Here is a 19,897-nt window from a genome sequence, read left to right as displayed (position 1 = left end):
TCCCGTTAAGTCTGGCGACTTTAACGGGAGTCCTCTTGCTCCATTAAGATAGATTAATGCGGATTCAAATTTTGCTGTTAACTGTAATGTATTCATAGGAACAATCAATATTGATGGTAAAGCTGAAATTCTTTGGCTACATCATCAGCAATACTTTGCCTTAAATCAAAGGGAAAAATTACTTCACATTTAGGTCGCCATGCACGTAGACGCATAATAACGTTGTTATCCCTGTGATTTTGGTCTTGATAACGGATGAATACTTGATAATAAGCATCCTTAGGTGAACGATGGGCAAGAATTTCTAGCAAAGCCTGCTGTTGTTGTGGTTGCTTAACTTCCCGTGAAATCAAGCGTTGTGCTTGCTTATAGGAAACTGCTTTAAATGTATCATGGCGTTCAGTATCCTTAATATAGCGATCGCTAAAATCTTGATCGAAGCGTAACAACATAAGTTGTGCAGGTAAATAGAAATCAAATCCCCAGGCTTTGGACATTTCTAAAGCAATGTATTCTGGGTTGGGTAAAGTCTGTCTTTGATAGTATTGCCGTAAATTTAATGGCAAATGAGAATTGTCCCAACTCAAAGGAATCATCTTTTGAATCCTGTCAAGGCGAAAGTTATACCATTCGCTTTGTTGATCAGGACTTTCACCATAAGCACATAAATAAACTGCCCTCTGCATATAGTAAATACAGACAGGATAAACAATGCAATCAACTTGTTTAGTAACTTTGGCACTGGCGTAAGTCAGTTTGACTGGTGGTACAGGAATTTCTGCCCAAATTTGTCTTAACTGGTATTGCCACTCACCAACTAAATCAAGAGTCAAACGAGGAATTACATAATCAACCTTTAAAAAAAAGCGTTGTATGCCATTGATTTCGTGAGAGTGATTTTCTGCAATTTCTACTAAATCTTCATGTAGAAAGTTTAGTTCATAAGCACTTAGCTTACTAGGATAAGTTTCATCTCTAAATGTAACTGGATCAGGTGGAAACTCAGTTACACGATAATATCGTTCATTCTTATATATCAGCCAACCTAACTGAGCTAAGGTTTCTAAATCACCTTGCAAAGAACGACGAGTTACGCCAAACAATCTTTGCTGTAATATTTTGCTCAACTTAGATTCTGTTATCCCAGTGTGAGCTACTAATGATTCTTGCCATTGGTGAGCTACAATACCTGTTTTTTCGTTAAATAACCACTCTTGCGTTGTTTTGGCACAAGGGCAATCAGGATCATGTAAGTTAGGTACTTTTTCTCCTTTGGTGTGAGAAGGACTAAAAAATGCGTCCCGCCATTGGGCATAAGTGAACGAATCATTTAAAACTAGAGGTTTTAGATGATCACTGTAAAGTGATGCTCCTCCAAAGCCGTATAACGAACGCAACCATACCCACAACCGAATTGACCGCAGCAGTTTTTGTTTAAGTAACCCGCGTGCTAACCATTGCAATAATTCCACCTGAGGAACATCTTGAAAGACTAATTCAGACACTAGGGTCATCTCAAAATATAACTTTCTTTAAGATACACGCACTTGGAAGACAACTTTTCCAAGTGCGTGTATGATGTATCCAGCAAATCAAGCCAAGGTAATGGAAACTTATAAAATCGAGCTAAAAGATGGAATTTTGCGAGTTAATTTTGGTGAACCTGCCCAAAATGACCAGATTGTACGAGATGCAGCTGCAAGGCTAGAAGAAATGGCTGTATCCGGCGAATTAGCGGGAGGGCCGTTGCTCAAGATTAACGGGCCAATTTCTATACCAGTAGCATTCGTTTTAGCACATAAACTTGCTCATATTTACGGAGCAGTTGCCTTTTACGATCCCAAATTAAGTAAATATGTGATTTCTATTACACACAATCCTAGTTATAAATTAGGTGACTTAATTGATTGATCTTTGATATAGGCAGCAGAAGGGTGTAGCTACTGGTAAATTGTATGACAGCGTATCACATTGCTCTAGAAAACGATGTTTTAAAAGTCAAGTTTGGTGAGCCTGCACATGGTAATCAGATAATACAAGATGCGGCAACACGTTTAGATCACATGTTAGCTGCGGGCGAACTTTCTGGAGGTAAGCTACTAAAGATTGATGGCCCAGCATCTGTAGCCGTGAGTTATCTGATAGCGCATAAAATATCTCATCTTTATGGTGCGATCGCTATTTTTGACCCCAAGATTGGCCAGCCAGGATATAAAGCTTACATTGTTGCTGCTACCCACACGCCAGCTTATAAATTGGGTGAAATCATTGAAACTGATGAACCGTACAAGAGTAAACCAATTATCAAAGTTGTGCTTGGTGGCCCGCCACAGTCGGGAAAGTCATGTCTGCGTGAAGGTTTAAAGCAAGCCATCACCAATATTGCAGGCGCACCCTATCCTTATGTAATTACAGCTTGTCCCGATGGTGAAGGTGCTTGGTTTTCTGAGGCTGCACGACGTGATCCAGATTTAGCAAGAAGGCTCAAGGATGAATATAAAGCCAAGTTTACCCCAGAGTTTGCAATCAAAGCTGCCGGTTGGGTACGCAGTGCTAACACACCTCTCAATATTATTGATGTAGGCGGTAAAATTACTGAAGAAAATCGCGTGATTGTGCGTGAGGCTACTCATGCGGTGATTTTGTCGGGAGATAGAGGTAAAGACGAAGTTCCTCTCTGGGAAAAGTTTTGCCGAGATTTGAATATACCTATCATTGCTAACCTTGATAGTGATTATCAAGGAACAGAAGATAAAATCTTTACGCGATCGCCATTGCTAACTGGTAGTGTTCATTTGCTTGAACGAGGCGAAGATATTTCTTCTCGTCCGATGGTGCAGGCTTTGGCGCAGTTGTTGGTGGGGTTGTGTAAGAGGGAGTAAAAAAGAGCGATCGCTTAGGATTCCAGTTCAGATAGATTTTGCAGTTTCAGTAATGGAAAGTTTTTATGGTGACAAGTTCTGAAAAGGTTGCATTACAGGTTATTCAACAGGCGATCGCTGCTTTGGTTAAATGGGCTGTTGATGATCAGGTTCCATTATCTTTTAAGTTTGAATCTCTGGAAGAGAAAGAACAAAAAGCAGTTGATGACGCGAAAGTGCTTTTAGGTTGGAAACCAGAGACAAAAGTTGGAATATTAAGCTTAGTATTTGACAGCATAAACTTATCTGATGAACCTCAGAAACAAGCAACAAAACATTATCATCCACTCAAAGCGATTGACAATGACCATAAAGAATATCCTGATATTCCTTATCCCTTAAATTCCGAACCTAGTTCAGAACAACAGCAAGTCTTCAAAGTAGAGATTAATAACGCACTTTCCAAATATCTCCAAGATAACTGGGAAAACCTATCTTTATTGATGCTGATCTTAGAAAAATTTGGCTCATGTTTGAGTTTTGGTGAAGCAGATGTAGCCTTAGTAGACATAGCCAGAACCACAGCAGCCGTTGCAGTTACTTTATTCAATAATCCTACTGAAGAAATTAGTTTAATTGCAGGTGATTTATCCGGGATTCAAAAATTCATATATAGCATTTCCTCAGAAGGGGCGCTGAAGTCATTAAGGGCGAGAAGTTTTTATCTAGAATTAGTTACAGAAGAAGTAGTACAACAATTATTAGAGCAACTTAAGTTACCCAGGACAAATATAATTTATGCAGGTGGTGGTAACTTGTATATTTTGGCATCTGGAACCGCAGAAAATCAAAATATTGTTCAAAACATCCGACAGCAGTTTAACGAATGGCTGTTAAAAGAATTTGAAGGTAAAGTATTTCTGGCTTTAGATTGTTTAAATTTTCCCGTTACAGAACTTCAAGATAAATTTGCTAAACATTGGTCAAAAGCAACCAAAAATTTAGCTGTACATAAATCTCGTAAATTTGCTGAAAATCAAATTAGTGAATTTTTCACTCCACGTGATAGCCATGAACCTTGTCGCGTCTGTCATCGTGACGATGTAGAAATCTTAAAACCGCTTAATTCCCAGGAACCCGATTCAGTTTTAGCCTGTGGAACTTGTCGGAGTATGTTTGATTTAGGAAGTCAATTGTTGGAAGTAACAGCAATTGTGCGCTCAACAAATGAAAGTGTGAAAAATGCCTTACATACACTCTCGTTTAAAATTAACTCTAGAGAAATCCATTATCACTTATTCAAAAACTGGAAACAAATAGATCATGATTCTGATATAGTTTTGTTAGTCAATGATTGGCAGTTAGAACATTATCAATTTAAGCATTTTCAAAATGCTGCTCCCCTATTATTAGGTAACTACGGTAAGGAAGGTAAGCAAAACTCTGAAATTCCAGAAGAACCAAGAGGCTTTATGCGTGCTGGGGAAATGGCTGAAAAAGCCCAAGGTGCTAACAGAGTTGGTTATCTCCGAATGGATGTAGACCGATTAGGACAAATATTTGCTAAAGGTTTATGTGAAAAACAAACTTTATCCAGACTAGCTGGATTATCTCGCCAAATGAGTTATTTCTTTAAAGTTTACCTCAACACTTTGGCAGCATATATAAACCCGAAAAAGCCTGATACAATTAAACCAGTCAAGCAAGATGAACAGGGATTAAATATACTATTTATTTACGCTGGTGGTGATGATTTATTTATCAGTGGTGCATGGAGTGAAATTGTAGAATTTGCCTTTACAATTTATCAATCATTTCGTACCTATACAGGTAATAATGAACATATTACCCTTTCAGGTGGAATCAGTATTGATGATATTAAATTTCCCTTATATCAAGCTGCAAAAACTTCAGGAGACGCGGAAGAAGCAGCGAAAGGAAATGGTAGAGACAGCTTAGGCTTATTTGGTGAAGTTTTCAAATGGGATGAATGGCGAGGAAGACAGAATTTTAAGCATCTTGATGATGATGTCAAAGAGTATCTTGATTCTGAAAAATTACCAAGTCTATTCGGTGTTTACCCCTTTGTTGAGAGATTAGAACAGCAAGATATTGGGGTGAATTATTCCCGCAATTTTGTACAGAACCTGCTCATCACTGCACAAATTCAAGAGCAGGCTTTAGAAAAGTTTAAAGAAGATAAAAAAACACAGGAGGCTTTAGGAACTCGGTATTATTTGCATTTGCCAAAGATAGCTTATACTCTAGCGAGATTACCCAAGGATGTATTAAAAGATAGCGATTTTCGGACTTCTCTCAAAAATCCATATAACGCGCCTTATTTTCGCGCGATCGCCACTTGGATTGAATTATTAAACCGTTCATCAGAATCATGACACAAGCACCTATACCTAGAAACAGAGAAGATATTAGCCTCACAATGGTTAATAAAATTGATAAATTCACTTTAGGTTTCCAAGAATATGAGATTCGTGAATTAGTAAAACATACTGAAGAACTTGGGAAAGAACTTGTAAAAAGACAACTAAAAACTAATCAAGTACGTAAGTTTTTAGATGCTGTTAAACGTCTAAAATCAAAACTAGATAAAACTGAGATAAGGGATTTCAATGTAATTAAAGATGATTTAGTTTTTCTACGACCTCAACTTGCTTATGCTGCTGCTCGACAACAAAAAGATAATAAAGACTTGGGACCAGTTGCGCCTTTTAAGCAAGTTTTGGAAGCAGCAATTAAACAAGTGAATACAACCAAAGATTTTGATAAATTTGTTCAATTAGTTGAATCAATAATTGCTTATCATAAAGCAGCAGGAGGAAAAGACCAATGACATTATCAACAAATAGATTTGAATCCAAAGAATTAGTAGGTAAGGTAACAATTAACAGTAATCTCAAGGTAGAAACTGGTATTCACATTGGTGGTGGTGGTGAAAGATTAGACATTGGTGGACTAGATAAACCAATTATTCGTAATCCAGTAACGCGTCATCCTTATTTACCAGGTTCATCTGTTAAAGGCAAATTACGAGCAATTTTAGAGCGTTTATGGAAATTACCTCTAAATCGTCATGGTGGTAGTGGTACTTATCGCTATGAAAGTGATGACTTAGTAGATGGTTATACAGAAATAAAAACAGATAATTCATCAATCTTGATCAAATTTGATGGTTCTAAAAATTGCAAACTTTCCAGACTCTTTGGTTCAACAGGCGCTAATTTTTGGGTAAAAACTGATGTGGCTAATCAAGAAGAATTAGATCGTGTAGCTAATATTGAAGAACGCATCATTATTAGTCCTGCGGATGAGGAAAATAGATTTGCAAGATTTGCAAAACAAGGGGAAGAAGCTAAAGATGGAGAAATTAAAGAGCAATATGTAAAAGTTAAAGGACGAAATACACCTGCGCGTTTAATTGTGAGAGATTGTCACTTAGCAGATACCTCAATTGCTTTACTAGAAAGAGTTGATACTGGTTTATATATGACCGAGTGGAAATTTGAAAATGGTATTGACAGAGTAACAGCAGCAGCGAACCCCAGACAAGTAGAACGTGTACCAGCAGGGGCAAAATTCGATTTTGAGTTAATTTATACTGTCGAAAATCCAGACCAAGCGGTTGAAGATTTGCAAAATATAGCGATCGCACTGGCGTTTCTCGAAGATGACGCACTGGGTGGACATGGTTCCAGAGGTTACGGAAAAGTCAAATTTGAGAACTTTCGGTTTAACTATCGCAGCTTAGAACAATATCGCCAAATCGCCAACGCAACCCAAGAATCATCAGCTTTACAAACCTTAGAAGCTATTCCCAACACTCAAGCACTGTTAGATAACTTCAGAACCTTACGCGAGTATATCGAACAGCGACTATTACCAGGAAACGAATCATGAGTGTTTGGAAATTAGTTAAACTCAACTTTGAACGCAATCTCGCTCACTTTGGGGAAGTGGGAATAGGGATGGAAGAAACGAGCGATCGCATCCGTTCCGATAGTTTATTTAGCGCCTGGGTAAGTATCTATGCGCGGTTGTTTGGGAAAGAAGCCGTAGAAGAACTATTACAGCTATTTCCCACCGAAAAACAACCCCAACTCATACCTCCCTTTCGCATCAGTTCTACATTTATCTATCGAGAGACTGAGGAAGATACAATTTACTATCTTCCTCGCCCTCTCAAATTTCCCATTAGCTACCCGGAGGATGATTTAGCATTTTTCAAAGCCTACAAAAAGCTCAACTATTTACCCTTAAAAATTTGGCAAAGATGGTATCAGGGAGTAGGATTCAGCACAGATGATGCTAAGGAATTAGAAGATCATACTCGTGATAAAAACCAAGGAGAATTAGAAAAAGCAGAAACATTTGTCTACAGTAAAGCTTGCAAAATTGAACAACTACCCAAAATAGCCATAGATAGAAATACCAGAGCGACAAACATTTATCACACAGGCTTTGTGCAATTTGATTGGGATAAAAACCCAGCAGGTTTATACTTTCTCCTTGAACTTTCTTCAGATGGTAAAAAATTAGCCGACAAACTCCAAGCAGCTTTACATCTTTTAGGAGAAGAAGGAATTGGCGGAGAACGTTCTAGTGGCGCAGGAAGATTTGAAGTTAACTGGTTAAACTTACCAGAAAATTGGCAAACATTAGTTAATTTTCAGCAGGGAACTCACCATACCCTCATGAGTTTATTTTGGGATTCTGAAATATCATCAGACGTTCTCAAAAATTCCAGTTACGAAATTCAAGAGAGGGGTGGTTGGATAGCAGAAAGTCAGTTACGTCGTCAAATGGTACGAATGTTTAGTGAAGGTTCTGTTTTTCCCGCACCACCACAAGGAAAGCTAGTAGATGTCAAACCAGAAAAATTCACGAGACACAGTATTTACCGGAGTGGTATCAGTTTAAGTTTACCAATTAAAGTACAGGAAAAAGAAAATCATGGTTGTTGCGCCTGAATCTGCACTTAAAAAACCTGACTTTTACGAATCAAAACGCATACAGTTAACCAGTCCACTTTTACATCTTGGCTCATCTGTATCTAGATTAAATCCTTTTGAATATGTGCAGACAGCCAAAAAAGTTTATCTTCCCAATCAAGAAGCTTTAGCTAAAGGGTTATTAAAAAAGGGAGGAAGTCTTTTCAATGACTATATTCAAGCGATTGAAAAACATCAAGACATCACCAGACTTCTAAAACAAGCCTTTGGTGATGAATGGTGGAATGCAAAAGACACAGATGAAAAACCCATTTTCCCCAAAGATTCAATTAGCCAAAACTTCACGCAAGAAAAGATTACAGATTTACGTCCGATGATTCGGAATGGTATGGGATATTTATTTGTCCCTGGTTCCTCAATTAAAGGTGCAATTAGGACAGCTATAGCCTATCATTTACTCAAATACCCTGACCGTTATCAAGTACCTTTGCAAAATCGTGTAAGTGAAATTGAAGACAGACTGAAAAAAAGTTTAGGAGAATTGAAAAATAAGCATAAACAAAAATTTGCTGACGATCAACTATTTATGGAAAATTTATTTTCTAATTATACTCTCAACTATCAAGGTAAAACACTAACCAGTAGCAATCAAAATACAGACTTTTTACGCTGTTTGAAAGTTAGCGACTCTGAATCGATAATTGAAACAACAGCACCCATTAAAACAGGTAAACCAATTCCTATAAATTTTTCTGTTGTCGCTGAAGTAATAGTTTCCAGCAGATTTCCTGATTATTTAGCCAAATATAAAGCCCCTATCTATGCTGAGATGGTGCGGAAAGTCCAAACAGAATTTACCCTCACTTTAGATCCAGAAATGCTTTCATGGTTCCAGCATAAACAGGGAATGAAATTACCCTTTAATAACCTTGATGAACTACTGCAAATATGCCAGGATTTTGCTCAAGAACAATGGGACTATGAGCATGATTATTGGAACGTAATAGAAAATAATTATAAAGCATCTGGCAAGAACTTAGACTTTAGCCATATCCGGGATTTATACGAGCCAGAAAAATGTCCTTATACACTACGGCTAGGTTGGGGTAGTGGAATGACAGGAACCACAGTCGGGTTATGTTTTGACGACGAACTTAGAGCAGAAATCCGCGATATTTGTGGTATTCAAGCACCTGGTTTTGAAGCCCCAAAATCTCGGCGAACAGTCATGAATAGCAACGGGGAAATTAAATTTGTTCCTGGATGGGTGAAATTCAATACTTTAAAAGACCTATGCTAATTCACTCTACCTGGAAATTAACAGTATCTACATCAACAGTTTTACCCCGCCCCTATGGTTTGGAATTGGTAAAACAACTGCATCAACAGCTAGGTTTAGAAATGGGAAGCGAGACTATACCTGCTGTTTCTTACTCAGGGATAATCGGTTTTTATTCCACTGCCAAAGATTTTATTACCTTTCATCCAGAGGAATTTTACCAAATATCTCTATGTGGATTAAATGAAATTTCAGTAAAAGCAATTTCTCATCTAAATCTTACAGATTCTCTAGAATTTTTAGGTGCAAAGTTCAACATTAAAAATCGTGAAGATGAAATTACCAGCTATGAAGAATTATATACAAATTTAGTAGGAAATGAGCCAGAACCAGCCAAACGTTTTGACTTGCAGTTTATTACACCTACAGCTTTTGCTCAAAGCGGAGTAAATTTACCTCTACCATTACCTACATTAATGTTCCGTAGCTGGTTAGAACGTTGGAATACTTTTGCGCCTATTTATTTAGGAAGTGATGAATTAATTACTTATCTTAGTAACGCGGTTGTCCTAAAAAACCACAAAATTCAAACGCGAAGTTATCAGTTAAATAAAAGTTTTGTAAATGGGTTTGTTGGTGATGTCATGTTACAAGTTTTAAACCGCACTGATCCTTTATTGGCAAATGTGGCTAATTTGTTAATTCAATATGCACGTTTTTGCAGTACAGGAATGAAAACTCGTTTGGGTATGGGACAGACATTAATAAAATAAATAAACAAATAAATAAAAAAGAAAATCATGAGAAAAATTATAACTTTTTTGGGGCTTTATCCACGGGAAACAACATATATGTTTGAAGGAGAAACTTATAAAGGTGAAGTTTTTGCAGAAGCACTACACCAGTTTTGTAATTATGATTATATGTTAGTTTGTGTGACACATGAAGCTAAAGATAAAGCTTTTCCCGTATTGGCTAAATTAAACGATCCACGTATTAAAGCAGTTGATATACCAAATGGTGAAACAACTAAACAAATGTGGGAAACCTTTAAAATTATTACCGATCAAGTACATGAAAATGATTCTGTAATATTTGATATTACTCATGGTTTACGTTCTCTACCTTTTCTTGTATTTTTATTTGCTGCTTACTTGAAAGCAGCTAAGAACGTAACCATTGATGCTATTTATTATGGTGCATTAGAACTAGGTAATTTAAAAACTGGTTTGCCTGCACCTGTAATTAATTTATCAGAATTTGTAGGAATGTTTGATTGGATTACAGCAACCGATCAATTCATTCAAACTGGTGATGCAGAAAGACTTTCTAAACTACTTAATCCAGATGGCACAGCTAGTAATATAACGAAGAAAGCAGCAACAACATTATCAGATGTATCTCTTGCTACCCTTCTTTGTCAACCATTACAGTTAGCAAATAAAGCTCAAAGTCTTGAGTCCGATTTGCTAAAAGCACAAGAACAGTTGCAGCTTACAGCGCCACCATTTGAAATGCTACGACAGCGTATTACTGATACCTTTGGGAATTTTATTGGTGACTTTCAGCAAGATACTAAAAAAGCATTAGAGGCGCAATTCCGTTTGATTATGTGGTATCACAGTAACAATCGTTTAATTGAAGCGATGAGTTTAGCTCGTGAGTGGCTTATAAATGCAGTAACTCACCGTCTTGGTTTGCCATTTACTCTAAAAATTAGTATTCGTGAAAAGCTAATTGCAAGAGCTATATCTGGTGTTGAGATGGTTAGCCGTAACGATCTTACTGTTGAAGAACTAAATGAATACGGCAGAATAATCAATGATACATGGGCCGAGAAAGATAAACTGATACAGTTATGGAATGCTCTCCAACCTGTGCGGAATGGCTTAGATCATGCCGGACATCAAGAAGGAGCAATGTCTGTTAGTAAAATTGTCAAGACAGCTAATGAGAAAATTAAACCACTTCTTTATGCTCTTGCAGAAACTTGGCATTTTGAAGACTGTTTTGAGAGCATATAAAACTGTTAGGATGTTATTCTCGTTGTACTGGTAATTGAATACGCAAAAAGTAATTTTATCCTTCAAATCCACATTTCAAACCTTTCTTATCTAACCCATCTGTCCCCTTACCCACTCCCTGATTGCTTGTCGGAAAACTCGTCTTCCTACCATACGGTATCTTTCAATTAGTGAGGGAATTTCTTGAATATTCAGATTAGGAAACACTAAACTTGTTTCTCTTTCAAGATATTCCTCACCTTGCAACTGGTAAATTTTGATTTCTCCAGAGTCATAAGACCAAATTTCAGGTACGCCTAACCGTGCATAAATAGGAAAGCGATCTAAAGATTTACTGGTAACATCAATTTCTAAAGCTAAATCTGGAGGTGGGTCTTGATTTAGATCAAACTTGAGTTTACCTCGAATTAAGGCTTCATTCTGAAAGTAAAAGCAATTGTCAGATTCTATCCCAGCTTTTTTTAGTTCTCGCTTCCAGGTAGTTGAACCATAACACTCGTAATCTAGCTCTAAAACTTCAGCCGTATCTTTGATGATGTCACCAATTATTTCCTTGTAATATTCATGTTCTGGTAATGGGGTCATAATCTCTAAAGTGCCATCATCGTAAGCAATCCTAGCTGCTCGATTTTCACCTAAATCTATTAATAAATTCTCAAATTGTTGCCAACTGATATTATGGAGAACTACTCGGTCAGCGCGACATTCAGTTAACAGCATAATTCCTCGCAATATCAGTGAGCCACCAATAGCAGTCAGTAATCAGTGAGAAATCAAGCAAATTTTTAATACCTACAACTGATGACTGACTAATATCACAATTTATCCTAATTTATTTTATCAATTATGATTGATGAATATTTCCAAACCCTAACCAGCTTCTCCCCACGCAGCTTTCAACGAGAAGCGATCGCACGCATCCTCAATCACCAAGACATCCTGCTACGCGCACCCACAGGGTCAGGTAAAACAGAAACAGCGATCGCACCCTTTCTTTTCGCCCAACACCTCAACCTTGACTTCCCCAATAAACTCATTTACGTTGTACCTCTGCGAACTTTGGCCAACAGCCTCCGCCAACGGACTGAAACGTTAGTTGCCAATTGGGAGAAAGCTTATCCATCATCTCGTTCCTTGGTAGTTACCCTACAAACAGGAGAGAACCCAGAAGATCCCAGATTTGAAGGCGATATTATTTTTTGTACCATTGACCAGATGTTAAGCAGCTTCTTAAATATCCCTTACTCAGTTGGTCGTGGTTCTGCCAATGTTAATTCAGGAGCGATTTTCGCTGCTTATCTTGTATTTGACGAATTACATCTACTTGACCCAGACCGTTCTTTCGCTACAGTTTTAAAAGTATTGCAACAGGTCAAAGGCATTTCCCCATTTTTGTTGATGACCGCCACGTTGACAAATGAACTTGCCATCCAAATCAAAGACTTGATTGATTAGTTATGGAAATTATTCAAATTGAAGATGCAGACTTACAGGCGATAGAAGGCGATCGCCTGCGTACTTTTCAAGCCATGTCTCATCCCCTGAACGCTGGGGTAATCCTAGATGATATTCGAGCTTATCAGCGTCAACGAGTCATAGTCATCTGTAACACTGTTTCTCAAGCTCAGGGATTATTCAAGGATTTAGAGGAACTAAACCACAATGAAAAATTACACATTACACTGCTACACTCTAGATTTTTACCAGAACACCGCGCCCAAAAAGAAACTCACCTGAAAGAAATATTTGCCCAAAACTGGCAAGATGATGGTACTTGCTACATGTTGATTGCTACCCAAGTAGTAGAAGCCGGAATCAACATCACCTGTCAAGTGATGCACACTCAACTTTGTCCCATGAACTCACTGTTACAACGGGCCGGACGTTGCGCTCGGTTTCGCAGTGAACAAGGGCAAGTCTTTGTTTATCGCACCGTAGAAGTTAATCAAGGGTCTGCTATGTTAGCAAACGCAGATTTAGAATTAGAAGAGTCTGCGGATAAAAAGCAAAGTTTTCTGCCATATCCCAAAGAAACTTGTGAACTAACATGGCAAGTTTTAGAGGCGCACACCCAATCAGCCCAAATTCTTCAAAATGTAGGATTTAGAACTGAAGAGGGGTGGATTAATCAAGTTCACACCGCAGAAGACTTATTGCAAGAACAACGCCGACAAAATAACAAGATGCAGTTTGAGCAGCATTTTGAAGCTGCATATTTTCGAGGAGATCAGTCTGCTGCTACTCAATTAATTCGCTCAGTAGATAACCGCAGTTTATTTGTCTGGGAACAGAAGCCATTAATTGACTTTGAAGAAAAAACTATTAATCCGCGAGAATTACTTGCTTTTTCTGTTCCTATCACTACACTGTGTAAAGTCTGGCGAGAATTTCAAACTTCTGGGTTTGGCACAGATTGGATTTTTAAACGAATTGAAACCCCAAAAGATAAAACCGAAACCTATACTCAACCTGCTTGTGCTGAAATTACTTCTCGTACAGCACTGATTAGCAGTATCCAAATTTTAGTTAACCCCCGTTATCTCTTCTATAACGAACATATTGGTTTACTAATTGGCATGAATGAGTTTGGTAATGGTTTTGTATCACCAGACAAAACACAACGCCTGACCAAAAATGAATACCGCTATCACATGGATACCTACGTTGGTCATTTAGGTTGTATGTGGACTTGTTGGCGTAAGCCATTTACAACTATGCGCTTAAAAAACGGTCAATCTATAGACACTGTTTACAATAGCGTCAGAGACGATCTTTTAAAAGCCGGCGGACAATTAATTAAGAATAAGATATTTCCGCAAATACCAGTGCCAGAAGCAGAAACATTATTTGAATTACTGGTATTGTTAGCTATTTTCACCCACGATTTAGGGAAATTGCAAATTAAATGGCAAGAAGTCATGCGGGGATGGCAACAGGAAGCAACTAAATTTGGAGGTAAAAAACCCAAAGCATACTTACTAGCACATACTGATTACAATCCAGAAGTGAATGAGCAAAAAGCTGCACTCAAGAACTACGAAAAGAAACATAAACGCCCCAACCACGCCGTTGAAAGTGCATACTTAGCCCAAGATATTCTGAATCAATCCTTAGTCCCGCTCCTACGTGATAATTTCTTTGCCAACAACGAACAGATTCAATACATTCGACATACGGTTATTCTAGCCGCAGGTCGTCATCATTCAGCTTGGGCTGGGGGATGGGAACAAGTAGATGTAGATAGGATAAAAAGTATACAATTACACCTCCAAGCACCAGAAGCGATCGCTTGCAGTTGGAAAACAATGGTACGCTATCTACCCTTGACCTTACCTTTATCATCAGTAAACTTAAGTAAAACTATTTACCCTCTCAAAACAAAATTTGACCTGAATAGATTTACTAACGACCAAATTGAATATCTACAACTTTATCTACTGGTAGTCAGAGCCTTAAGATTGTGCGATCAGCGTTCAGTACAGCTTTTTAAAATCTGATTATCAAGTTTTGGTTTAAAAACAGACAGATGGACTGAATGGAAGACTTCAACCCATAAGAGTAGTTTCAGTCCCGTTTGTTTTTCAGGATTAGCCCCGTTACCAGGATTCGTTACCATCCAAGCAGTGCTTATTCATCTGCCTGCTATTACTAGAATACAATATTGAGAATCTAACTTAAAATTAAAAGTATACTCATATGGCTTGAAAAGAGAATTTTAGTATGTTAGATTTTGTTTAAGTTGAAAAGCGCCTCTGAAGTACCAGTTCAGAGACGCTTGATTGTTAAACCACCTGAACGGCTAAACTTTTTGATTGAGCCGTATCAGATTTTTGCATACATATATTATGCCAGAAGAAATACCAACTTTAAACCTCAGTCAATCAAGATGTGTTCTAGCTGAAGGTTTATTCACCAACAAAGTCGCAAAACTTATCCAAATGCTTGTAAACAAACGAGTTTCAACCACAGAAATTCGTCAACAAGCTAAAAACGGTAATCTTGAGTTTCCCTATTCACACGGAATCTTACAAGTAAGACCCTCACGTCAGGGTAAACCCGGCAAGAAGTGGCGATGGGATGTAATTTTCTCTCCAATAAGTTGGACAAAGATTTCTTGTTGAATTAGTTAAACTGAACGGCTTTTTCGTTCGTTGTTTTTTGTTGGAGAGGTGTAATTCCGTTTTGGAATACCACTCTTCCAACAGGGGTATAGAATCTTATTCAGTTCACAACTCTCATCGGTCATAAGCTAGATGATAGAGCATCTATTTGTTACTAAAAAATACGGTAACTATGCTGATACATTTCTGTTGCTGGGTTTGGTTCAACTTGTTGAGTATGTCTTAAAGGAAACAAAGCAAAAAAGTGAGATTCAGCTTGTGGATGAAGGTACACGCTACCGCATTCAATTAAAACAGGCTGTCAACCTAGAACCCATAACCAAACTTAAATATACTGACCCTTTTCCACCAGTTAAGGGTCAAAAAACCGACATTAGTAAAATTCCCCAGGAAACAAAACGCTTTGACACAGTCGAGGAGAGTGAAAAACGAAAACTTTACCGAGATTACGTATTTCAGCAACGGGGTAAACCTGAATGGAGCGAAGATGCACCCAAACCACCCCACGCCAGTACCCAAAACGGTGTAATTCTGACATCCATGCGTCATGATCGCAATCATAACGAATTGTGGCACTCAGGATGGCAGTTTAAAGACCACTATGGGGTTTTAGTGGTGGCGCTCATTCAAGCATTTAGTGAAGAAACTAACTCTGAACTAAATACCCAAACTCATCGGTGTCAAGAATTATTTACTCAAACTACTGGCTGTAAATTGCCAGAAACAGCCAGTGCGGTCAAAATTTACTTACCGACTTCTGTACAAGGGGTTAATCGTGTTAAAGCAGATAGTAATAAAGTAGATTCCCAAAAAGCAGATTGGTTAAGTCTATGGTTGATTGCAGGTGGTTTGTTTAGCTTTGGTGTAGCAGAAAGAATTAAAATTGCTGACCGTGTTTTTGACTGGCGATTAGTTGTTTTAGAACCGCAAGATATTCAATTGAGCAAATATCGACAAGTGCTAGACCAACTACGCAAGTATAACCCACCTTCTGGGGTACATGGGATTGCTCGATTTGACGCAGAGTTGGTGTTGCGATTTTGCCAAGAACTCCTCAAACATCACTCTTCTCAAGCTGATGTAGAACTTGATGAATTTGATATTTGGGAACCGATTAACCATTTTGTTAAAAGGTTTATTGGCACTCACTTTGGTTCTAAAGGTCAAGTTTATGGAGTCAAAGAAATTTTTGGTTTGGGGCTTCCAGGGTGGATTCGTCCAGAAAATTCTCAAGAATTGACAGACTATCAAAAAGTTGTGCAAGAACATCTGTCAGTAATTAGTAGTTTATCAGCAGAGGAAGGACATAGTGAACTGTTAGCTGCTTATCGAGACTTTATCACAGGAACAAGTTTACGTCAGTTCTTTCGTTTTCAAGTTAGTTATGCAGATTATGTTGTTAAACAACTGGCAAATGCCAAAGCAAAAACCCCACGTTTATTTTCCGTCACAGGGCTAAACATAATGACTAAAAAGGATTTGGAATTTACCAAAATTACTCAAAATCCCAGTTTTCTCCGGATTGCCAAAGCAATTAACCAAGCTACTGTCTATGCAGGTAAAGTCCAAACGAAAGAAGGGCCCAAGGAACTGGAATGGCAGCGTACATACGGATTAGCACAGCGATTGAGTAGTCAATCTGGCTCAAAAAAAGAGTTTTTGACAGAAATTGCTGATTTTCTAGCTAAATATGAAGCTGAAAATTTACGACTATTAGAGCAATTGCAAAAAGAAGGTAAACCCCTTAAAAGAGTTTGGACGACTAAAGAAGACTTAGACCAATTAGTTGAATTAGTGGAAAAACATGACACGGTTCTAGTTGCTAACCTCTTAGTTGCCTATGGTTATGCTCGTTGGACACAACCCAAAGATGATGGTTCACAAGGCAAAGAAGATATTGACAATCTAGAAGAGACTACAATTTTAGGAGAATCAAACGATGACTAATACTCAATTTCCAGTTTACTCAATCTCTATTAGTGGCTCATTATCATGGCAACTTCATGCGTTAAATAATGAAGGTAATGAGGGTAATCAAACTTTAACTCGTCGCTATTATATTATCCAAAAGCACATGGATGAACCTGAGTATGTCAATGGAATTTCTGGTGATATGCTCAAACACATCCAAGCTGAACACCTGCACCGGATTACTATTCAAGACAATCTAGCTTTATCCGAAGGTGGTAAACAATTTCATCCAGACCGGATTGGTTATGATATAGCCAAGGAGTTACCAGTTTTTAGAGATACTGACACTGATTTAGCTGCCAAAACTAACCAAGTCATTCAACGCTGTACTATGAGTGACTTAGAAGGGTTCATGGTCACAGTCAAGGGTGGACAAACTTTAAAACGAGAATCTGTGATTGAGTTTGGTGCAGTTGTGGGTTTACCAACTTTAGTCAAAACGCAAAGTTATTTTCATGCTAAGTATGGTACAGATAACCCTACACCCTATAATGTACAGCTGAGTTCCGGTTTATATGCGACGGTCTTAAATATTGAAGCTTTTCGCATTGGCTACAATCCCCACACCTTTAACTACAGCATTGATACAGCCGAGCGCAAAAAACGTTTAGATGCTTTACTCAAAAGTGTGTTGTATACTTACCTGCAACCCAACGGAGCCAAGCGCAATACTAATTTACCTCATCCAGACCATTTTGCAGGAGTGATTACAGTCAGTACTCGCCGTTGTCCTGCACCAATGATTAGCTCCTTAGAAGCAAGCTACAGTAGTCAAATTCATAGTTTGGCTGATACCCTAAATAATATTAATGGTGCAGAGACAATACTTTGCTTTCAATTCGATAACATTGCTCAGTTTGCTGCACAAATCCAACTTTTAATTGAGCGATCGCAACCTTGGGAGAGTGAAAATGCCGAAGCGATCGAATAAGTCAACCAACTCGCCCCCAGTGGAAAATACTAACCAATGGCTGACTGTTGCTTACCAGCCAGTGAGCCTCTTCTCGCTCAAACGCTCTGATGCAACTAGTATGGCAGCTAGGTCTAATCTTGTACCTACTCCTTACGCTATTAAGATGGCATTGTTAAAAGTCTTAATAGAAAGCCAGGGGGGACAACATCAAAGTGACTTTGATCAATGGATGAAAAGCCAATTTGCTTGGATTCGCGATTTAATTATTTACATTTGGCCTCCAGAAAAATTGGTGGTTAATCGCAACGGTTATAAACTGCGTTATTATGACCAAACTGCTGATAAAGCAGATAGAAACCGCAGCACATTACCAATGCAAGACGGTTTTGTGTTTCGAGAATGGGTGTATATGCAAGGTCATTTGCAAATCTGTTGTGGCAGATGCGATCGCTTGACGCAATTGGCGGAGCTATTTTCACTCATAAATTACTTTGGTAAGCGAGGGTGTTTTTTTCAATATCTGCCCCAATACAAGCAACAAACTCTTGAGCCTCTATTTCAACCAAATTTGACTGCTGGTTTTACTGTACAGCCAATGGATGACTTGGGTGAAAAAACTACCTTTAATCGCATTAATCCCTATTCCACTGATAAAGCACAACTAGATAAAGACCGAGTAATTAAGCCTGGTTTTTTGCCTGTGCAACTTATTTCTAGTAGCTCCCGTTATGACATTTACCAAAGACAGTGAAGCTGTTTTCACTGGGCTAAATTTAATTCTCAAGCCCACAGAAACTTTAGTAAGCAATGCTACCTCACTGGTGTCTTGGTTATCAGAATTTCAGCCTGCACCAGTGTGGATTCCTTTAAAAGCTCACGATGGTGTTACAAAAGTCATGCCTGTACTACCAGATTTAGTTTTGTATCCAAATCTCATGGAACAAATTTGTCAGCGTATAGGTAATGGCAACTATCTCGAATGGCAGGAACAACCCTATGAAATGGTAGGGGTTGAAGTAAATGCTCAGATACTGCACATAATTCATGTTTCCCTAATTGCCACTGCTCCTTTACCCCCAACATTAGGAAGAGCCATTCATGCTCAGTGTTTTCAATGGTTTGCTAATACTGATCCCGCTTTAGCCCAACACTTACATCAGCAAGAGAATGTACCCTTTACTCTCGGAATACGATATCTTACCCCTAAAAAAATGCAGTTGAGAATTACACTGCTCAAACAAGAACTATTAGCACCTTTACTTTGGGGATTACACATCAATTTAGGTGGTGAAATAATGTTGACAGGTGTCCCTTGCCGATTGGGTAAATCAATAGATATTTCACAAGCCAGTAGCTTTACAGAACTAGCCCAGCTACCAACTCAAAATACTATTGAATTAAAATTTCTTTCTCCCACCAGCTTTAAGCAAGCTGGAAAGGTACAACCTTTTCCCTTACCAGAATTGGTTTTTGGTAGTTTGTGGCGGCGTTGGAATGCTTTTGCCCCTCCAGAATTGAAATTTCCTGCTGTAGAATGGGATGCTCAAGTCTCGGCTTTTGAACTGAAAACATATGCTCTCAAGTTAGAAGCTGGTGCAGAGATTGGGGCTGAAGGTTGGGTAAAGTATAGGTTTTTAGATTCAGAACAAGCGAGAATTGCCACAGTATTAGCTCATTTTGCCAACTTCGCTGGTGTAGGACGTAAAACAGCAATGGGGATGGGACAGGTGATAATTCGTAATTCGTAATTCGTAATTCGTA

18 protein-coding genes are annotated in these 19,897 nt (G+C 38.3%); 16 read left to right on the top strand and 2 right to left on the bottom strand.

All coding sequences use genetic code 11. The features are described 5' to 3' along the window. Positions 1-104 precede the first annotated feature (104 nt). Positions 105-1,505 carry a TIGR03985 family CRISPR-associated protein gene (locus ACM0OT_RS15045; RefSeq protein WP_414565163.1) on the bottom strand — a complete coding sequence of 467 codons (1,401 nt, stop codon included), beginning with the start codon at positions 1,503-1,505 and terminating at the stop codon, positions 105-107. A gap of 70 nt (positions 1,506-1,575) precedes the next feature. Between ACM0OT_RS15045 and ACM0OT_RS15040 the strand changes: the two genes are divergently transcribed. The 9 genes from ACM0OT_RS15040 to csx2 all read left to right on the top strand — a co-directional run bounded on the left by ACM0OT_RS15040 (position 1,576) and on the right by csx2 (position 11,131). Next, a complete protein-coding gene (locus ACM0OT_RS15040; RefSeq protein WP_414565157.1) occupies positions 1,576-1,911 on the top strand; it encodes a CRISPR-associated protein Csx3 in 336 nt (111 codons plus the stop codon). A 44-nt stretch (positions 1,912-1,955) separates the two neighbouring features. Continuing rightward, on the top strand, positions 1,956-2,882 hold the full coding sequence (locus tag ACM0OT_RS15035; protein WP_414565156.1) for a CRISPR-associated protein Csx3: 927 nt from the start codon (positions 1,956-1,958) through the stop codon (positions 2,880-2,882). A 65-nt stretch (positions 2,883-2,947) separates the two neighbouring features. Continuing rightward, positions 2,948-5,257 carry a type III-A CRISPR-associated protein Cas10/Csm1 gene (gene cas10, locus ACM0OT_RS15030; RefSeq protein WP_414565155.1) on the top strand — a complete coding sequence of 770 codons (2,310 nt, stop codon included), beginning with the start codon at positions 2,948-2,950 and terminating at the stop codon, positions 5,255-5,257. Continuing rightward, entirely contained in the window at positions 5,254-5,712 is a 459-nt protein-coding gene (csm2, locus tag ACM0OT_RS15025; protein ID WP_414565154.1) for a type III-A CRISPR-associated protein Csm2, read from the top strand. The genes cas10 and csm2 overlap by 4 nt, the downstream gene beginning before the upstream one ends. Beyond that, positions 5,709-6,776: a type III-A CRISPR-associated RAMP protein Csm3 gene (gene csm3, locus ACM0OT_RS15020; RefSeq protein ID WP_414565153.1), complete on the top strand. Its 1,068-nt coding sequence runs from the start codon at positions 5,709-5,711 to the stop codon at positions 6,774-6,776. The genes csm2 and csm3 overlap by 4 nt, the downstream gene beginning before the upstream one ends. Then, entirely contained in the window at positions 6,773-7,846 is a 1,074-nt protein-coding gene (gene csm4 / locus ACM0OT_RS15015; protein WP_414565152.1) for a type III-A CRISPR-associated RAMP protein Csm4, read from the top strand. The genes csm3 and csm4 overlap by 4 nt, the downstream gene beginning before the upstream one ends. After that, positions 7,830-9,128, top strand: a complete 1,299-nt coding sequence (gene csm5, locus ACM0OT_RS15010) for a type III-A CRISPR-associated RAMP protein Csm5 (protein ID WP_414565151.1) — start codon at positions 7,830-7,832, stop codon at positions 9,126-9,128. The genes csm4 and csm5 overlap by 17 nt, the downstream gene beginning before the upstream one ends. Beyond that, positions 9,122-9,880: a CRISPR system precrRNA processing endoribonuclease RAMP protein Cas6 gene (gene cas6, locus ACM0OT_RS15005; RefSeq protein ID WP_414565150.1), complete on the top strand. Its 759-nt coding sequence runs from the start codon at positions 9,122-9,124 to the stop codon at positions 9,878-9,880. Before csm5 ends, cas6 (ACM0OT_RS15005) begins: the two co-directional genes overlap by 7 nt. A 27-nt stretch (positions 9,881-9,907) precedes the next feature. Then, the gene (gene csx2, locus ACM0OT_RS15000) at positions 9,908-11,131 is read left to right on the top strand and encodes a TIGR02221 family CRISPR-associated protein (RefSeq protein ID WP_414565149.1); all 1,224 of its coding nucleotides are present in this window, start codon (positions 9,908-9,910) and stop codon (positions 11,129-11,131) included. Between the two features lie 90 nt (positions 11,132-11,221). On the opposite strand, the gene ACM0OT_RS14995 is transcribed toward csx2, so the two are convergent. Then, positions 11,222-11,851: a Uma2 family endonuclease gene (locus ACM0OT_RS14995; RefSeq protein ID WP_414565148.1), complete on the bottom strand. Its 630-nt coding sequence runs from the start codon at positions 11,849-11,851 to the stop codon at positions 11,222-11,224. Between the two features lie 126 nt (positions 11,852-11,977). Here ACM0OT_RS14995 and ACM0OT_RS14990 point away from each other — a divergent pair, with 126 nt between their 5' ends. The 7 genes from ACM0OT_RS14990 to cas6 (ACM0OT_RS14960) all read left to right on the top strand — a co-directional run bounded on the left by ACM0OT_RS14990 (position 11,978) and on the right by cas6 (ACM0OT_RS14960) (position 19,884). Further along, a complete protein-coding gene (locus ACM0OT_RS14990; RefSeq protein ID WP_414565147.1) occupies positions 11,978-12,586 on the top strand; it encodes a DEAD/DEAH box helicase family protein in 609 nt (202 codons plus the stop codon). A 2-nt stretch (positions 12,587-12,588) separates the two neighbouring features. Further along, the gene (gene cas3 / locus ACM0OT_RS14985) at positions 12,589-14,628 is read left to right on the top strand and encodes a CRISPR-associated helicase Cas3' (RefSeq protein WP_414565146.1); all 2,040 of its coding nucleotides are present in this window, start codon (positions 12,589-12,591) and stop codon (positions 14,626-14,628) included. A gap of 348 nt (positions 14,629-14,976) precedes the next feature. Further along, positions 14,977-15,252, top strand: a complete 276-nt coding sequence (locus ACM0OT_RS14980) for a hypothetical protein (RefSeq protein WP_414565145.1) — start codon at positions 14,977-14,979, stop codon at positions 15,250-15,252. Between the two features lie 132 nt (positions 15,253-15,384). Further along, the gene (locus ACM0OT_RS14975; protein WP_414565144.1) at positions 15,385-17,199 is read left to right on the top strand and encodes a hypothetical protein; all 1,815 of its coding nucleotides are present in this window, start codon (positions 15,385-15,387) and stop codon (positions 17,197-17,199) included. Beyond that, the gene (locus tag ACM0OT_RS14970) at positions 17,192-18,154 is read left to right on the top strand and encodes a DevR family CRISPR-associated autoregulator (protein WP_414565143.1); all 963 of its coding nucleotides are present in this window, start codon (positions 17,192-17,194) and stop codon (positions 18,152-18,154) included. The genes ACM0OT_RS14975 and ACM0OT_RS14970 overlap by 8 nt, the downstream gene beginning before the upstream one ends. After that, the gene (locus ACM0OT_RS14965) at positions 18,135-18,887 is read left to right on the top strand and encodes a hypothetical protein (RefSeq protein ID WP_414565141.1); all 753 of its coding nucleotides are present in this window, start codon (positions 18,135-18,137) and stop codon (positions 18,885-18,887) included. Before ACM0OT_RS14970 ends, ACM0OT_RS14965 begins: the two co-directional genes overlap by 20 nt. Then, positions 18,865-19,884, top strand: a complete 1,020-nt coding sequence (gene cas6, locus ACM0OT_RS14960) for a CRISPR system precrRNA processing endoribonuclease RAMP protein Cas6 (RefSeq protein WP_414565139.1) — start codon at positions 18,865-18,867, stop codon at positions 19,882-19,884. Before ACM0OT_RS14965 ends, cas6 (ACM0OT_RS14960) begins: the two co-directional genes overlap by 23 nt. The last annotated feature ends 13 nt before the right edge of the window (positions 19,885-19,897 follow it).

Source organism: Anabaena sp. CCY 9613 (assembly GCF_963920895.1).
Classification (GTDB): domain Bacteria; phylum Cyanobacteriota; class Cyanobacteriia; order Cyanobacteriales; family Nostocaceae; genus Cyanocohniella.
The sequence above is the reverse complement of the archived record's forward strand: the minus strand, read 5'-3'. Positions and strand labels throughout refer to the sequence as shown.

Excerpts from the sequence above, each read along its gene's own strand:
- csm5 (WP_414565151.1), top strand. The coding sequence starts at position 7,830 with ATGGTTGTTGCGCCTGAATCTGCACTTAAAAAACCTGACTTTTACGAA.
- ACM0OT_RS14990 (WP_414565147.1), top strand. The coding sequence starts at position 11,978 with ATGATTGATGAATATTTCCAAACCCTAACCAGCTTCTCCCCACGCAGC.
- cas10 (WP_414565155.1), top strand. The coding sequence starts at position 2,948 with ATGGTGACAAGTTCTGAAAAGGTTGCATTACAGGTTATTCAACAGGCG.
- csm3 (WP_414565153.1), top strand. The coding sequence starts at position 5,709 with ATGACATTATCAACAAATAGATTTGAATCCAAAGAATTAGTAGGTAAG.
- ACM0OT_RS14970 (WP_414565143.1), top strand. The coding sequence starts at position 17,192 with ATGACTAATACTCAATTTCCAGTTTACTCAATCTCTATTAGTGGCTCA.
- csm2 (WP_414565154.1), top strand. The coding sequence starts at position 5,254 with ATGACACAAGCACCTATACCTAGAAACAGAGAAGATATTAGCCTCACA.
- csm4 (WP_414565152.1), top strand. The coding sequence starts at position 6,773 with ATGAGTGTTTGGAAATTAGTTAAACTCAACTTTGAACGCAATCTCGCT.
- ACM0OT_RS15040 (WP_414565157.1), top strand. The coding sequence starts at position 1,576 with ATGATGTATCCAGCAAATCAAGCCAAGGTAATGGAAACTTATAAAATC.
- csx2 (WP_414565149.1), top strand. The coding sequence starts at position 9,908 with ATGAGAAAAATTATAACTTTTTTGGGGCTTTATCCACGGGAAACAACA.
- cas6 (WP_414565150.1), top strand. The coding sequence starts at position 9,122 with ATGCTAATTCACTCTACCTGGAAATTAACAGTATCTACATCAACAGTT.
- cas3 (WP_414565146.1), top strand. The coding sequence starts at position 12,589 with ATGGAAATTATTCAAATTGAAGATGCAGACTTACAGGCGATAGAAGGC.
- ACM0OT_RS14980 (WP_414565145.1), top strand. The coding sequence starts at position 14,977 with ATGCCAGAAGAAATACCAACTTTAAACCTCAGTCAATCAAGATGTGTT.
- ACM0OT_RS14975 (WP_414565144.1), top strand. The coding sequence starts at position 15,385 with ATGATAGAGCATCTATTTGTTACTAAAAAATACGGTAACTATGCTGAT.
- cas6 (WP_414565139.1), top strand. The coding sequence starts at position 18,865 with ATGACATTTACCAAAGACAGTGAAGCTGTTTTCACTGGGCTAAATTTA.
- ACM0OT_RS14965 (WP_414565141.1), top strand. The coding sequence starts at position 18,135 with ATGCCGAAGCGATCGAATAAGTCAACCAACTCGCCCCCAGTGGAAAAT.
- ACM0OT_RS14995 (WP_414565148.1), bottom strand. The coding sequence starts at position 11,851 with ATGCTGTTAACTGAATGTCGCGCTGACCGAGTAGTTCTCCATAATATC.
- ACM0OT_RS15035 (WP_414565156.1), top strand. The coding sequence starts at position 1,956 with ATGACAGCGTATCACATTGCTCTAGAAAACGATGTTTTAAAAGTCAAG.